Origin of the sequence: Vibrio sp. 10N.222.55.A1 (assembly GCF_041473835.1) — a bacterium.
GTDB classification, from domain to species: domain Bacteria; phylum Pseudomonadota; class Gammaproteobacteria; order Enterobacterales; family Vibrionaceae; genus Vibrio; species Vibrio crassostreae_C.
This window is the reverse complement of the sequence record NZ_JBFRSX010000048.1, coordinates 1-14,148: the sequence shown is the minus strand read 5'-3', so window position 1 is coordinate 14,148 and position 14,148 is coordinate 1. Positions and strand designations below refer to the sequence as shown.

Below are 14,148 nucleotides of genomic sequence, written 5' to 3'. Positions count from 1 at the left end.
TCGTTATAAAGCGCCGCGCTCACGGCTTATTCGATTCTCTTTTCTACGAAAACTAGGTTATAACCATTCACAATTGGAAAATAGAGCCAATAAAAGAAGTGTGGATTCCACATTTGGAAAGGTTGATGATTTGTACCGATTTCGCTCAATGGTTGAGCTAAAAGGTCAGATAAGGGTGTATTGTAACGTTAGAATTCCGTTCCTCCCCTTTCCTTCGCTACGAGCAATAAGAGATTGAAGAAGTAAACCGTACCCAGTTACATTCCATTAGATTGCTTAATTTGAACTGGCTTCTTATGGTTAAAATGCCTATTGTACAAACCATAAAATTATAAAGACTCGCGGCCTTTGCCACAGAGACTCTCCATTTAAAGCGAAAAGACTTACTATGAATTTTGATATCAATGCACTGAAACATCACCAACTGGTCGAAGATGGTCAATTAGAAGGGTATTACATTCATCAGCCTGTGCAAGGCAGTCAACCAGATGACAAAGCCGTTTTAGAAGAGCGCCAAGCGCTGGAAAGCCAAGGATATAAGGTGGTTCAGGTTAAAGCGAAGGGCGGAACAACTACGTTTGCCGAGGCTATGCAAGAGCTTGCGAAGAAGACAGGCCACCAGCCAAAATAGTAAGTGACTTGGTAAACCAATATGGTCACTTGGTTCTATATCGAGAAAGCACCCTACCGACTATTAAGTCAGCGGGGTGCTTTTTTATTGACGGCCTTTAACTGACTAATCTTGTTAACTTTCCTTACTGAGCTAAGTTACCGAGCTAAGTTACTGACTCAGCTGACTGAACTTCGGCAAGCTCTTCACAAACCTCTGGTGTACATCCATATAAGTTTGCATATAGATTTCATCGATATTGTCACCACTCGGGAAGCTGGATGAGAAATCTACGTGGTTGCGGTCAATCGACAATTTAGCCGCCTCGACAATATGAGCAATGAACATTCGAGGATCTTCTAAGCCGATAGAGATACGCATTGTGGTCGGTTTGATGCCTGCTTCATTGAGCGCTTCATCACTGAGTTCTGAGTGCGTAGTCAGTGCTGGGCACAGCGCCACGGTGTTGGTTTGCCCTAAGCTCACTTGCATGCCGATAGCGGGCTCAAGCATGTCGAAGAACTGTTTAAACCCATCACGATTGATTGGCGCACGATCGCCGTTACCTTCCATATCGATAGTGAAAAGCGCCGCTGGTAGCCCCAAGTACATGTTGTTCTGGCAGTGCTCATAGTTATCGCTGTCTGGCAAAGCTGGACACGACACATTGATGTCTGGGTGGGCATCAAAGATCTTCGCGAGAGTCAGTGTATTAATCGTTTTTTGCACCACTCGCATCTCATACGTTTTCATACCATTGAGCACTTCAAACGCTTTATCTGCATCTAGGAATGCACCCTTAATGTAGTACACATTCCAAAACAGCGTTTCGTTCCATAGGATTTTGGCCTCATCACCGTTGGACTTGGTGAAAGTGACCTCCTCTCCTTTTGGCACAAACATAGTCTCATTGCGACCAATCACAACCCCAGCAGTTGTGGTGCCAGAACCCGCCAGTTCTTTGGTGTAGGAGTGAATCACATAATCTGGTCTTTCCATAACGTCATCACGTTTGAGTACTGGATGTAATAAAGGCGTGCCCACTGTCGAGTCAACAATCACATCCCAACCACGAGAGTGACCAGCTTTACTGATGCTAGCAACATCCAACACGTATCCATGCGGGTTACACGGTGACTCTAGGTAAACGTAGATTTTCTTACCTGCAGCGATGCGATCTGCGTATTTATCAGCAACCTCATCAAGGCGCGTCGCAAACTCATCACCGGAGTAACCATCCACCCACTCTACCGCGACATTCAGATTAGAAGGTTTGCCAAACCAATCTTCCAACAGCTGGTAAGAACCACCGTAGATATTGCGTGAAGCCAAGACAATGTCTTCATGCCCGAGCAAGTGGCTCAACAACCCATCAATAGCCGCCATACCGGAGTTAAAGTTCCATGCGAGGTACTCGTTGGCTCTAGAGCCTGCCTCAATATCGACCATGTGATTAGCCAGTGAAATCGATGTTGGATTAAGCAGTCGAGAGTAAATATCGTGCAGTGGTTCTTTACCGTTGAACGCATCTTCAATCCATTCTGTACACGCAAACAAATAGGTCGCGGTGCGCGTAATAACCGGGCTGGCAGAGAAAATAGCAGCAACATTATCGAAGATAGGATACGCACCTTTAGACGCAAAATTACCATTATTGGTGGCAATAGATTGGTAAGTAGCACGCATTGGGTTTTGCAGGTTGTCGAGGATCTTAGCGATCTGGAATGACAAGAAACGTTTGGCGTTAAACCAAGCGATTCGGTCACTCTTGTCGAGTTCTGAAAGTCCATCAACCGTCAATGCCCAAAGATCGTGTGTCTTGGTATTGGCTTGGTACAGTGTCGTCGCCAGTTCAATCAGCGTGACGCCGTAATCACTGTTTGGGTCGATACCAAAATGCTTTGCTTGCTCAATGGCAAGGGCTTCTGCTTGTTCATGTTTGGTTGTTTTACGCAGCGGGCTAAGTTGAGTTGATGTATTCATAATTCCTAAGTCATTCCATGCTTATTGTTCCTCCTTTAATTTTAGTTTTGTACAGATGCCAAAAATTGCTATTTGCGAAGTAAGACATACACTTTGAGCAATAATATTGCCAAACTAAATTCAATATTGATGGATTATGCCAATGGACGAGATCGACAAGAAAATACTGGCTGAACTGCAAAACAACGCTCGGCTGTCTAATCAAGAGTTGGCCGATCGAGTAGCACTGTCGCCCTCTCCTTGCTTACGCCGAGTTCGAGCATTAGAGAAACAAGGGATAATTCGTGGTTACCACGCCAGTGTCGACCAAGAAGCGTGTGGCCTGCCAGTCAATGTGTTTGTGTTGGTGAAACTTGAAAAGCCGACAGAAGAGAACATGCGAGACTTTGAGCAGCACATTGAAGTGATTGACGAGGTGTTAGAGTGTTTTCTGATGACGGGCAATCACGACTACCTATTGCATGTAGTCAGTGAATCGCTAAAAAGCTACGAGCAGTTCATCCGTAAACAACTAACCCGCCTACCCAATATAGCTTCTATCGAATCGAGCTTCGCCTTTGGTCAGGTAAAAACAAAAACGAAGCTGCCAGTGAGATAATTAGAAACGACTTAATTTGTCTATATAGAAGACATTGGATAGTCATCTCCAATCATACAGATAAGTGCGCCGCCAAAAGCTTTGTCGTAACGTACTTTTCCGGTCGTATTCGAACTTTCTATATCCGTGTTGCCGTCCACAATCTGATTAATTTCTTGTGCCACTTTTGTTGGTACCAACCATATACAAGCTGCAACAGAGCAAGTGGATGATGACGATTCGCAACCTGTCTCGGAGCTTCCTCTTATCCAAAGACTATCCTTTTCCTTAAGCAGTAATTGCGTTGCTATGTAATCTGGGTGGTCGATGTACTGATCGCCACCTATCCATGTATCTTCATAAGGTAGGTACGGCCCTTTCCATGTGGATAAGCCCGGATTTGCAATTAAGTGATTGATGTTTAAGTAGCCGAAGTTCGTATCGGTATCGGAAGCAATAGGAGGCAGAGAGCCATTATCACGAGAATATTGCTCAGCGGCATCCAAAACAGTATTCAGTTGGCCGATTAGAAATTTTGCCTCGTCGACACGGGACATACGGTTCCCGAACTGGTTGTAGATAAAAAAAGCGGCAATGAGCATCAGTAAGCCAAACGTTACAAGTTTCCATTTTTTTATCTGACGCAGAAGTTTCAACATCTATTTTATCTCTCATCAAGAAGGTTCTGATAACGCTAAGGTCGTCCCTATGAGAAAGATTATACCAGAGTAAAATCAAGCGTTTTGCATTGAAACTTACTTGTCCATGTCTGCGGAAAATAAGCCTAGCTCTAATGTGCCCAACTTCGATTTAGAGCCTCCCTAAAAACAAACAATCATCACACCCGACTTCACTGACTTAACCCTCAAATCAACCTTGTATTGAATTGCTCCGTAAAACAAACCAAAGCGATGGAAATCGATTCGAAGTGATCGTTTTATCGGACTGTCATCTAATTTTTGTACTTTGATATAACAAATAGCTCAAAAGTTATTGAGCGATCGTTCAATTATATCAAATTTTCCACTATAGTTGATTGGTCAAACAACTCACAACAAGGAAAAGTTATGAATCCAAATACCGAATCTCAATCAACGCCGACTCGATCTATCCCTCAAGAAGCATTTGATTGGTACGACGAATATGCACACGGCCTGATTGATCGCAGAGAGTTTATGGCTCGTCTATCTGGGCTAGCTGTACTTGGCTTAACCATGACGACGCTAACTTCTGCACTGATTCCTAATTATGCGCAGGCAGAGCAAGTCTCTTTCAATGACCCTTCCATCACAGCAACCTACGAGACATTTCCTTCACCTAAAGGATACGGAGAAGGCCGTGGTTATTTAGTGGTACCAAAAGAGTTAGCGGATAATGCGCCAGTTGTCTTAGTTGTTCATGAAAATAGAGGCTTAAACCCATATATAAAGGATGTGGCAAGACGACTCGCAGCCGCGGGGTTTATTGCGTTTGCACCTGATGCACTCTATTCGCTTGGTGGGTATCCAGGTAATGATGATGAAGGTCGAGCAATGCAAAAATCATTATCCAGAGAGAAAATCGAAGAAGACTTTATCGCAGCGGCAAACTTCTTGAAGTCCCATGAAAAAAGTAACGGTAAGCTAGGCGCAGTCGGTTTCTGCTTCGGTGGCTATATCGTGAATATGTTGGCCGCTGTCATGCCAGAGCAACTCGATGCAGGCGTTCCATTTTATGGTACTCCTGCCGCACCAGATTTAAGAAAAAATGTAAAAGGCCCCTTGCTCATCCAATTTGCGGGAATCGATAAACGCGTGAATGCGACTTGGCCAGATTATGAAGCCGAACTCAAAGAGAACGAAGCAGACTACACAGCTTACATCTATGACGGCGTGAACCATGGCTTCCATAACGATTCAACTGGCCGCTATGCTGAAGAAGAAGCAGAGTTAGCTTGGAAACGTACACTTGAGTTCTTTAACCAAAAGCTTTCTTAATAGTTAGCTTTACTGAACCCGTTTTCTTTAGATTCCGAGTGACTGCCCTATTCCCTACAAAACCCAAAAGGCCTCGCACTCGCGAGGCCTTTGTTGGTCGGTAATCAGTTCCTCCCTTTTCCCATTACCAACAATAGGTTTGAGATGTAAACCAAGGGGGTTAGAAGGGGATTGTCGGTCGAGTCTCACGTACAGAAGCCTCGTTGATTCACTGACTTAACCGCTCATCAATGTAACTTCGCTTCAAACAAACCTATTGACCCGATCGCGCAAATAGATAATATAGATAGCTAGACGTCTACATGTCTTTTATTTATTAAATGGAGTTATCATGAACAGCTACAAAAAAATCACAGCATCCCTGTTGGCATTAGCTTTCGTATTCGGTGTAACAGGATGTGGAAAAAAAGACGAGGCTGTCATCAAGATTGGGGCGACAGTTGGCCCACATGCACAAGTTGTACAAGCTGTTGCCAAAGAAGCAGCAAAGCAAGGGATAAACATTGAACTCGTCGAGTTCTCAGACTATATCACCCCTAACGCAGCATTAGATGATGGAAGTATCCAACTGAACAGTTACCAGCATCAGCCATTCCTCGATAACTTTAATGCCAATCACGATAGCCAGTTAGTTTCTATCGGACGTTCAATTTTGATGCGTATGGGCGTTTACTCGAACAAGTACACTTCGCTTGATTCTATTCCCGAAAACGCTCGAATCGCGATTCCAAACGATCCAACGAATGGCGGGCGTGGACTATTACTGCTTGAAGATGCAGGGCTGATCTCATTAAAAGACAACGCTGGTTTCAACGCGTCTTTAAACGATATTGTTAGCAACCCGAAGAACATTCGATTTGTTGAAGTGGATGCCGCGCAGCTACCCCGCTCTCTTGACGATGTAGATGCTGCTGCAATCACCATGAACTATGTAATGTCGGCTGGACTCGACCCTAAGAAACAAGGCATTTACTTAGAGAAAAAAGACGCACCTTTAGCAGTGATGGTTGTTGCGGCGCGAGAAGAAGACAAAAATAATGAAACGTATAAAAAGATTATCTCAATTTACCACTCACAAGAGATCAATGACTTTTTAGACAGCACTTTCAAAGGCACCATCGAAGCCGCAAATTAAGCTAAATCGTTTCAGATTTGGCGTTGCATGATACTCATAAAGCAACGCCAGATTTGAGTTGGCGGGTTGTCGTTGACGCATTCCAGCTTCTTTTCAAATTAGAGAGCAAAGCTTTAGTTACTTGAATGGAGGTTGAAAACCATATCGTCAGAGCAGATTATGTAAGCATAAAATTCAATTAAATCTGGGGGCTTTGCATGAAAAAAGAAGTGATACTTTTTGATATAAACGAAACGGTTTTAAATTTGGAGTCATTACAGCCTAAATTTAAAGCGGTGTTTGGAAAGGAGGATGCATTATCACTTTGGTTTTCAAAGCTTTTACACTCTTCAACGGTTTGCATCGCAACAAACGTAAAATCTACTTTTTCTGAATTAGCGAATGCAGCGCTCAACGCTATTGCACAACGGTACAAGTGTGATTTAACGGCGGAAAGCAAAGGTGCCTTGTTAACTTCTTTTGCCAATCTACCACCGCACACAGATATCAAAGCGTCTTTGCTCAAATTGCGCGAGAACGGGTTTAAAACCGTCGCTTTTTCCAACTCATCCCTCGATCTCATCACTTCTCAAATCAAGAACTCAGGCTTAGAAGATTATTTCGACACCGTCATTTCCGTTGAAGAAACAGGCAGTTTCAAACCCAATTCAGATGTGTATAACTTTGCAGCCGAAACTTTAAAAGAGCCTGTCGAAAACCTTCGTCTTGTCGCTACTCATGATTGGGACACTCATGGTGCGCTATCCGCTGGCTTACAAGCAGCCTATATAGACCGAACAGGAGTTGAGTATCATTCCTTGTATTTGAAACCGGAGATTAGCTCAAGGACGATGAATGGTGTGGTGGAACAAATAATTAAGCACAATTTAGACAAGTAAAATCTCAAGAGACTTTTCTACTCCTGATTCGATACAACCACCCTGTAGTGGTCAACAAATTCCGGACACTGACTTAACCGCTTTGATCAACCTTGTGTTGAACTGCTCTGGTTATAGAGACGCTGTCGGTTACCTAAAAACTGCAGTTACCTAGCAACAAATATAAGCTAGAAACTACTGTAAGAATGAGGAACGCGTTTGTCTTCATCCCAGCCTGATAGCTCAATATTGATCAATGATTTGCGCTGCTCATTACACAGTGAAGCGATATTGATGATAGGCAGTTGACTACGAAACTGCGCTGTAAGGATGACCTTTTTACTTTCGTTAAGGCTGCTTCTGCATTGCCGCAAAATCGCTTCAGTATCTAGTTGGTGTGCGTTCTCGATAATTTGGATATCAGCATTCTCTTGATAGCAATCTATCAACCAAGATACAGCAGGCTCTTCTATGCTGGTGAGCACGATGACATCTTTTGTTGTGACCAATTCTTTGAGTTCAGATAGTTTGAGTTCAGTTTCCATAGTTACCCTCATTCAGCAGCAAATACATTAAAGTCGATTGCCCAGTTTAGCCTGTGCTAAGTGGTAGCCTCTGTCGATCATCTCTTGTGAGCGATCAAACTCTAGGGTGCCACAAGCATTGCGTGGGATCTCAAGCGTGATATCGGCGGGGTAAGCGGCCAACTTTTGGCGAGCAATGGTCGATTGCATCGCATCAAATGCTTGGTTGGCAATATCGTAAAAAGCAAAGTTGAAGCTCATTTTGCTTTTTACACTGCTACCGAGGTTATCGATAAAATGCACAACCTTCTCATGCAGGTTGCTCTCTTTTGTTGGCAGGGAAACCGGTATCACTTCCTGTTTAACCATTTCAGGTTCACCACCTAAATTCACAGCCAGTGTAAAGTCTGTATTATCACCAAAGGTAGGCGCAATCGGTACGGGATTAAGAACGCCGCCATCAATCAGCACTTCTCCATTGATAACGTGAGGGGTCAAGAACAGTGGCAAAGAGATAGAGGCGCGAATGGCATCAAACAGAGAACCTGATTGCAGCCAAACCTCTTTTTCATCGGCGACGTTAGCGGCAACTGCGGTATAAGGGATGGGCAGATCTTCAATTGAAATCTCGCCGATCAGTCCACGCAGAGTGTCGATGATCTTGTCCCCTTTGAACATACCACTCGACTGCCATGAAAAGTCCAACAACATCGCCATATCACCTTGATCGATACTGGTGACCCACTCTTCAAATTCATCCAACTTGCCCGCAGCGTAGACACCACCGATAAGTGCGCCAATTGAACAGCCAGAAATGGATTTTATCTGATAGCCATGCTCAATTAACCAGCGGATGACTCCAACGTGAACCAAGCCTCTTGCGCCACCACTGCCAAGTACCAATGAGATCGTTTTTGCCATCATATTAATCCTTTAGTTTTAAATTCTAGGTGGGCTAACTCGCCGATTTACCAATTCGCCGATCTCAACTCACTGAATCACTCTCAGTCCATACGGGTAATGAAGGTTTGCTCGTCATCGACAAAAGCCACGTAGTCGCCGTGATAGATAAAAACCCGACCACGCCCTTCAACGATACACGCAAGCTGTGGGTTCAAATCTTCTTCAATATCTCTACTTTGAAAAGTGCCGGTATCGGTGATCACACCGCGGAGTTTAGGCAAAAATCCATAACTGCGTTTGGCTTGATCAATCAGGCTCAACTCGCTGGCGGTAGAAAAGCAAGCTGGGATTGGGCCTGCATCTTCGATAAACATAGTTTTCAGTTCTTCAAAGGCTGTAATTACCAGCCAGTCGATGCCATTTACGTGATGGATAAACATTGTTTATAAATACCTAGTTTCTCGATAACTCTAATGCGGAGATTCTATCACTATCAAGTGCAGAACGTGGGAGAAATTAAGGGACTACAAATAACCAGACACATACTATCTACAGGGTCTAATACTAGTCGTCCGACTCTACGACTAATGTCTAACCGACTGAGTCTATTTGTTTTTTTTGGTTTGGTATAAGGTACTAACAACTAAATGTGAATGAGTTTTTAATTATAAGTTGACGCATTGTTTGCACTTCATACCGTGAGTCAACAACGTTTGTTGGAATAACACACCTAAGAGTGTGAACGAAAGGAATCAAAATGAGCACTACTTTAGAGTCCGCACATATACAAACAGAGAAGCCTCAAGCCAATGAGGATGAACTCACCTATGAACAACAACATAAACCAAGATCGGAATTTGATTCCCGAGAACAGTATCTAGAACACGAATTGCAAATCATGTCGCCTAAGCGCTGGCGTCCAAATTTGCCGTTTAAAGATTATCGATTTGAGATAGAAGACACCATCCCAGCGATGGCGGCGACCATTGGTAAAGTGGTTATGGTGGGCGCTATTGCAGCCACCTTTGCTGGGGCTCTCGGATTAAATGAAGACTTCATTCTAGAAAACGTTCGTTATGAACTCCTCATCGCCTCTGTTTTCATTATTATTTTCTCTGGCTTCCTGTTGCCGACCGCGAACCTCGCAGGTACACACGGTCCACTCATCCCGTTAATTCCAATTGTGGTTGCAGCAGGCGGACACCCTATGGCGTTTGGGTTATTGATTGGCGCTTTTGGCCTCATCTTAGCCATCAGTAAAGGTGGCAGCATGTTGGCCAACCTCACCAGTAAAGGCGTATGTGGCGGATTATTGCTCTACCTTGGCTTTGTTGGAACCGCTTCTCAAGTGAAAAAGCTGTTCGCTTGGGCTGAGGGAATCGGCATGAGCCATATCGCTTTTGTCGTGATCTTTTGCACCATTATTTTGTACGCGCTATTGGAACACTTCCGTAAACGTTGGTTAGCCGTCCCTCTTAGCTGCTTGCTAGGCGGTACGATTGCATTTGCCATGGGTGCCCCATTTGCTTTCCACACTGAGCCAGGCTTGCCCAACATGAACCCTATGTATTGGTGGGGAGAAGATACAGGTTGGATGCTAGGCCTACCGACGATTGAACACTTCATGGTGGTATTGCCGTTTGCGATTCTAGCCGTAGCGATGTGGTCACCGGATTTCTTAGGGCATCAAGTATTTCAAAAAATCAGCTATCCAGAACGTACCGAAAAAGTACACATGAACATCGACGACACCATGACCACGGCATCAATTCGTCAAACGTTCGGTTCTCTGCTTGGCGGTACTAACTTTACATCTTCATGGGGTACTTACATCGTACCAGCGGCGATAGCTAAACGCCCTATTCCTGCTGGCGCGCTGCTCACAGCTCTGTTCTGTATCATCGCCGCAGTTTGGGGTTACCCGATGGATTTAGCTATCTGGCAACCTGTACTGTGTGTGGCGCTGATTGTTGGGGTATTTGTGCCATTGCTAGAAGCTGGAATGGAAATGACGCGTGAAGGAAAAACCACACAGTCGGCAGCGATTGTTGTATTTTCTTCAGCGCTCGTTAACCCTGCATTTGGCTGGGCTCTCACCATGCTGTTAGATAACTTAGGCTTAGTCGGTTGTAAAGAACGTAGTAGTGAACTGAGTAAAATGAGCCGCTGGGTATTGCCTGGCATTATGTTTATTGTGCTAAGTGGTGTAATGGCGCTGGTTGGCCTTCTACCGGGCATACCAGCGATTATCCCGAGTTTTCGTTAATATCGATTTTTGGTCTAAACTCCTCAATGAACAACAGGATGATTTAATAAGGAAATAATCATGGGCAGTAAGATTCAAATAAAGCTAGAGAGACCACGGGTAGAGTTACTACTTGAGCGTTATAAAGAGCTGATTGGGGAAGATTATCTTGGCTATCGTAATCATGTTAATAGAACAATCACTTATGCAATGCACTTTCTAGATTATGATGAACAATTTGAAAAGTTAGTCGAAACCGCATTTGTCTATCATGATATTGGCCTGTGGACTGACCATGAACTCGCTTACCTTGAGCCATCAGAAGCAGTGGCATTAAATGACAATGAAAAGGAAAATTGGGGATTAGACCCTGATGCTCTAAAAGGCGCTATTCACTGGCATCACAAAATCACACCGTATAAAGGTCCACATGAAAAAGTTATAGAAGCTTGTCGAAAAGCGGACTGGATTGATGCATCAAAAGGAATGGTTAAAAAAGGGCTCCCTAAGTCCATGATTGCAGAAGTAGAACAAGCTTTCCCAAATCATGGATTTCATGACACTTTATTAAGATTAGCGAAAGACTACGGTGGTTCTACTTTAATTGGTGGCATTAAAGTAACTCGTGGCATCGTAAAGCTGTAATTTCGTAGTAATGGATAGGTTAGACTTCGTTATTTTTTTCTGAATCATGAGTACATTTAACCTCGCCATTTTTGTCCAATTCTGTGTTCACACCCCTACTTTTAATTCCCCCACAAACAACTAAGGCCTCGCACACGCGAGGCCTTGTTTTATCTAAGTTTCAACGAACGATCACCGAAGCAATTTACGATGGTAAAACCACATCAACTCGAGAGCCATTCATCCAATACTTTGATGAATTTAGGATTAATGAGATAACCGATAGAAGCATGGGGATTGCTTTTTCCGTTGCGAATATTGAGGTTATAAACTGGGTGAATATCTTTCATTCCACCGGGTATCAGATCCAGCTTGAGCATATCTTTAAAGTCATTTCTAATTTTGCTGTCATGAGAGATAAAATCATCTTCTGCCGATATGTTTATCCACTGCTGAATGTTTAACGGATACTTCTTCTCATCTTTTAAGCGACTCCCCTTTAGCCTATCTTTTACGTTTTCATCTCCTAACGGTGACCCAAGCGTAAGCAATAAGTTGACCTTCTTGCCTGCACCATAGTCGTGTCTATACTCTCCGTAATGAGACAGCTTCCATAACACGTCATAACTGATCATTGACCCAAGACTGTGCGATACAATCATCACATCATCTTGATTATCAAGCGCTTGCTTCAATTCAACCATTAGCCTATACCTGACATCGCTGCCAAAGTAGGTATCTTCATTCCAATAGTGCGCCATGTCCGGCGCGACCTTCGTTATGAGTGTCTCAGCCACACCCAGCTTTCCAAATAGCGATGAAAAAGTATCTGCTAACGCCTCTTTTAGAAAACCAATTTTGGATACCTTGTTATACGTTGTTTTATTGAACTGGCTTGTCTTGTATTTTTTGAGTTCAGACAGCGCTTGTTGTCGACTTGCAGGGTCTTCCGTTGGTTTCTCTAACAAGGTGTTTGATAGTTCACCGTAATAGACAAACCGTTTATCGACATCTTTAAAAGCTTGTAATGAACTTGAGTCTCCACAATCTCGCTGCAAGCCATGTTCTATAGCCTCATACCAGAGTGCTTGAAGGTGAGCTTTATCGGGCTTTTGAGCGCGACCATGAATGAATATTATTTTCTTAGCCATAGCAGGACGTCCTAAACACATAGTTAAAGTGATTATCAGTAGAAAGCACCACTAGATTCGGTCAGCCCTTACTAATAACAGGGGTGCTAATTACGTATCTAGAGGTGGTTGGTAGACCATTTATATAACTATGAGGCACAAGTTTAGGGACCATAAAAGAATGAACGATGCGAACATTACTCACAAATTGAAATGAATGTATCTAGCAAAGCCTCCAACGAACAAAAAAGCCCCGCAATCGCGAGGCCTTAGTTTTATCTATCACCGATTACATCCATCTTTTAACAACTACAGCGCCCTACTTCACTGACTCCACCGCTTTCATCGACATTGTGGAATAGTTCTAGTAGACCAAAGCCTCCCCCTCTAACTCCCCCTCGAATGGAGTGACTCGATCTCTTGAGATATATGAATGAGGGGGAGAACATTCTTTGTCGCTGAACATATAGCAGCACTTGTCACGATCGGTATTCAGTTCCTCCCCTTTATCGTTGCCAACAAGAGATTGGAGATGTAAACCAAGGGGAGGTTAGGAGGGGATTATCAGCCTATTCTCACGTACATCTGCCCTAGTCGTTTCAGGATCTGTACTGCACGTTAAAAGCCCTCACTCACTTGGTTTTGCCATAGCCTGCTGTCTAGGCTCCAGCCGTGAATGAAGATCAGCGCCGTCTCCCAGCTCCCACTTTTGCCATACGCAATTTGCTCACCATCGTGAGATATCGCAATACCGTACTTAACCGTTGAATCATGAGCCATGGCACTCATACTACCAAGCGCCATAAATACCAAGAGTGTGATGTTTAGCATTAAACGTTTCATAGTGTCTCTCTCCTTACTTTGGAGGGAACACAGAAAGCATCCCTCTCAATCAATATAGCTACTATAAAGTGTGAAGTTGTAGACAGGTCAATAGAGATTTAAATAAAGAGGGCTTCTTTGATGGCAGCTTAACCAACTCGTTTCAGCTACATAATGGGTTAACTATCATGAAAGAGAAGCTCCCAATTAACTATGTCCTTTCTACTTTGACAGGTATAAGATTAGGAAAAAGACACCTTGATCTGTTTACAGGGATATGATTATTGATTTATGAGTAAATAAATGAAATGCAATTAGTCTTTGGACGTAAAAAGTTTTATCAAAAAAAACGCTACTAACATATAACTACTATTTAAATTATCTTTGCACGCCTAAGTTACTTATCCATTCGAGATTCAATAATAGTTTCAAGGCATCTAGTCAGACTTTCACATTTATTTATAAATTTATCGTCTATACATGAGTAATTTTCATTAAACTTCAGTATTGATATTAAATATGAACGATAACCCACCAACTTATTTAGAACCTGAGAACGACAATATTTAATCAAAAAAGCCTCATTTGGCTTATATCTGAATTTTATTTTTGACGGATTAACCCCAAATACAGATTTATATAGCGATATGTCATCCTGATCTTTATTACATTCATGAATCATTTTTGATATTATCTTTGTTTTCTTATTAGATATTCTTATACTACCGCTCAAATAAGGATAATCTGAACCCGATATTAAAT

The 14,148-nt window shown here is 43.0% G+C and carries 14 protein-coding genes and 1 pseudogene; 7 read left to right on the top strand and 8 right to left on the bottom strand.

Annotated features, from left to right (window positions below; genetic code table 11):
• Window positions 1–388 precede the first annotated feature (388 nt).
• The gene (locus AB4493_RS15180) at window positions 389–631 is read left to right on the top strand and encodes a hypothetical protein (protein ID WP_017059085.1); all 243 of its coding nucleotides are present in this window, start codon (window positions 389–391) and stop codon (window positions 629–631) included.
• Window positions 632–781: 150 nt separating this feature from the next.
• Here the strand turns inward: AB4493_RS15180 and AB4493_RS15175 are convergent, their stop codons facing one another.
• A complete protein-coding gene (locus AB4493_RS15175; RefSeq protein WP_372155321.1) occupies window positions 782–2,593 on the bottom strand; it encodes a PLP-dependent transferase in 1,812 nt (603 codons plus the stop codon).
• 142 nt (window positions 2,594–2,735) lie between these two features.
• Here AB4493_RS15175 and AB4493_RS15170 point away from each other — a divergent pair, with 142 nt between their 5' ends.
• Window positions 2,736–3,191, top strand: coding sequence for an Lrp/AsnC family transcriptional regulator (locus tag AB4493_RS15170; protein WP_017059083.1), 456 nt, complete (start codon window positions 2,736–2,738; stop codon window positions 3,189–3,191).
• A gap of 20 nt (window positions 3,192–3,211) precedes the next feature.
• On the opposite strand, the gene AB4493_RS15165 is transcribed toward AB4493_RS15170, so the two are convergent.
• A complete protein-coding gene (locus AB4493_RS15165; RefSeq protein ID WP_372155319.1) occupies window positions 3,212–3,829 on the bottom strand; it encodes a type II secretion system protein in 618 nt (205 codons plus the stop codon).
• A gap of 408 nt (window positions 3,830–4,237) precedes the next feature.
• Here AB4493_RS15165 and AB4493_RS15160 point away from each other — a divergent pair, with 408 nt between their 5' ends.
• From AB4493_RS15160 to AB4493_RS15150, 3 genes are all read left to right on the top strand, one after another.
• On the top strand, window positions 4,238–5,146 hold the full coding sequence (locus AB4493_RS15160; protein WP_372155317.1) for a dienelactone hydrolase family protein: 909 nt from the start codon (window positions 4,238–4,240) through the stop codon (window positions 5,144–5,146).
• Between the two features lie 331 nt (window positions 5,147–5,477).
• The gene (locus AB4493_RS15155; RefSeq protein WP_017059075.1) at window positions 5,478–6,281 is read left to right on the top strand and encodes a MetQ/NlpA family ABC transporter substrate-binding protein; all 804 of its coding nucleotides are present in this window, start codon (window positions 5,478–5,480) and stop codon (window positions 6,279–6,281) included.
• A gap of 197 nt (window positions 6,282–6,478) precedes the next feature.
• Window positions 6,479–7,159 (top strand): haloacid dehalogenase type II, encoded by a 681-nt coding sequence (locus AB4493_RS15150; RefSeq protein ID WP_017065459.1) that lies wholly within the window; start codon window positions 6,479–6,481, stop codon window positions 7,157–7,159.
• 167 nt (window positions 7,160–7,326) lie between these two features.
• Here AB4493_RS15150 and AB4493_RS15145 read toward each other — a convergent pair whose 3' ends face one another.
• The 3 genes from AB4493_RS15145 to AB4493_RS15135 form a co-directional block, all read right to left on the bottom strand.
• Entirely contained in the window at window positions 7,327–7,695 is a 369-nt protein-coding gene (locus AB4493_RS15145; protein ID WP_032546992.1) for a hypothetical protein, read from the bottom strand.
• Window positions 7,696–7,710: 15 nt separating this feature from the next.
• A complete protein-coding gene (locus tag AB4493_RS15140) occupies window positions 7,711–8,583 on the bottom strand; it encodes a patatin-like phospholipase family protein (protein WP_017070388.1) in 873 nt (290 codons plus the stop codon).
• A gap of 83 nt (window positions 8,584–8,666) precedes the next feature.
• Complete coding sequence (locus AB4493_RS15135; protein ID WP_017059071.1) at window positions 8,667–9,005, bottom strand: hypothetical protein; 339 nt, start codon at window positions 9,003–9,005, stop codon at window positions 8,667–8,669.
• A 317-nt stretch (window positions 9,006–9,322) separates the two neighbouring features.
• Between AB4493_RS15135 and AB4493_RS15130 the strand changes: the two genes are divergently transcribed.
• Window positions 9,323–10,831, top strand: a complete 1,509-nt coding sequence (locus AB4493_RS15130; RefSeq protein WP_017087374.1) for a DUF3360 domain-containing protein — start codon at window positions 9,323–9,325, stop codon at window positions 10,829–10,831.
• Window positions 10,832–10,891: 60 nt separating this feature from the next.
• The gene (locus AB4493_RS15125; RefSeq protein ID WP_136979756.1) at window positions 10,892–11,455 is read left to right on the top strand and encodes a phosphohydrolase; all 564 of its coding nucleotides are present in this window, start codon (window positions 10,892–10,894) and stop codon (window positions 11,453–11,455) included.
• 203 nt (window positions 11,456–11,658) lie between these two features.
• On the opposite strand, the gene AB4493_RS15120 is transcribed toward AB4493_RS15125, so the two are convergent.
• From AB4493_RS15120 to AB4493_RS15110, 3 genes and pseudogenes are all read right to left on the bottom strand, one after another.
• Complete coding sequence (locus tag AB4493_RS15120) at window positions 11,659–12,585, bottom strand: hypothetical protein (protein WP_372155315.1); 927 nt, start codon at window positions 12,583–12,585, stop codon at window positions 11,659–11,661.
• Between the two features lie 597 nt (window positions 12,586–13,182).
• Entirely contained in the window at window positions 13,183–13,407 is a 225-nt protein-coding gene (locus AB4493_RS15115; protein WP_372155313.1) for an alpha/beta fold hydrolase, read from the bottom strand.
• 376 nt (window positions 13,408–13,783) lie between these two features.
• Window positions 13,784–14,148, bottom strand: a pseudogene (locus AB4493_RS15110) (RNA-directed DNA polymerase); the annotation flags it as partial.